We start from the raw sequence: 1,164 nt of genomic DNA, 5'->3' as shown, positions 1-1,164 counted from the left end.
CCGTGAAGTTTTTCTTGGAATCTTTCTGTATTATAAAATTGAATATATTCTTGAATTGCTCGGTAGGCCATTTCATATGTTTTTGGGCACACTAAATACAACTTCTCTGTTTTTAAATGTGAGAAGAATGATTCGATACACGCATTATCAAAACAGTTTCCACGTCTAGAATGACTACCGACAAATCCTAATTTCTCTAACTGTTTTGCGTAGGATTTAGATGTATATTGAAACCCTTGATCTGAATGGAAAAGGGGCTTAGTAGTTAATGACTTCCCTTCTAATTGACGTAATGTAGTTAAAACCAAATCTAAATCATTTCTTGAAGATAGCTTCCAGGCAACAATTTCATTGTTGTATAAATCTAACACAGCTGACAAATAGGCAAATTGTTCTCCGATTCGTACATAAGTAATATCTGTTACGAATTTTTGATTTTGCTTTTCAGCTTGAAACTCTCGATTCAAATGATTTTTAAATACCACAGATGTTTTTCTTCCATAAAACGGACGTTTTTTTCGAATGATAGATTGAATACCCAGCTCTCTCATAAGACGACGAACACGTTTATGATTCATTACCATTCCTTCTCGAGCCAAAGCACGAGTCATACGTTTATACCCATAGTAAGGGTGCTGACGATGAATAGATAAAATATGTTCTTTATGCCACATATCCCTTTTCTGACGTAAACGCTGCACGTTATGATATTTCCGCCATTTATAGTAGCCAGCCTTAGAAACCTCCGCGATTTGAAGCAACCATCGGAGTGGATAGGCTTGGCGTAATGAATCGATAAGAGAAAATCGTTCTTTCTTTAGGACCATTCCTTCCCGTGTAGATTTGGATTGCGCTTTTTTAAATACTCAACCTGTGCCTTCAAATAAGCATTTTCTTCTTCTAGACTATTAAAATTCTTTCGATTCCAGACACCACGTTGATCATCAAAGGACTCTCCTTGTTGCGCACGTTTTACCCACTCAATAATCTGGGCATCGCTCTTCACACCGAGTTGTTCACGAATTTCTCGCAATGATTTTCTCTCTTCTAATCGAAGACGAACTGCTTCTCGCTTTAGTTCTTCTGTATATTTTTGAAATGATTGTCCTTTTCTTGCCATAAAAAAATCCCCTCCAGATAAAACAGTATTGAGTCCATCATATC

1 protein-coding gene is annotated in these 1,164 nt (G+C 36.6%); it reads right to left on the bottom strand.

The window, feature by feature from the left end; translation table 11 throughout:
* A protein-coding gene (locus MR169_RS27905; RefSeq protein ID WP_242320391.1) for an IS3-like element ISBth8 family transposase occupies positions 1-1,120 on the bottom strand; the annotation gives its coding sequence in 2 pieces (ribosomal slippage) (positions 1-862 and positions 862-1,120; 1,121 coding nt annotated over the 2 pieces). This gene is flagged as partial in the annotation.
* Positions 1,121-1,164: the final 44 nt, after the last annotated feature.

Source organism: Bacillus cereus group sp. BfR-BA-01349, from assembly GCF_022663795.1.
GTDB classification, from domain to species: domain Bacteria; phylum Bacillota; class Bacilli; order Bacillales; family Bacillaceae_G; genus Bacillus_A; species Bacillus_A cereus.
Note: the sequence above shows the minus strand (reverse complement) of the source record. Positions and strands in the feature narration are given on the sequence as shown.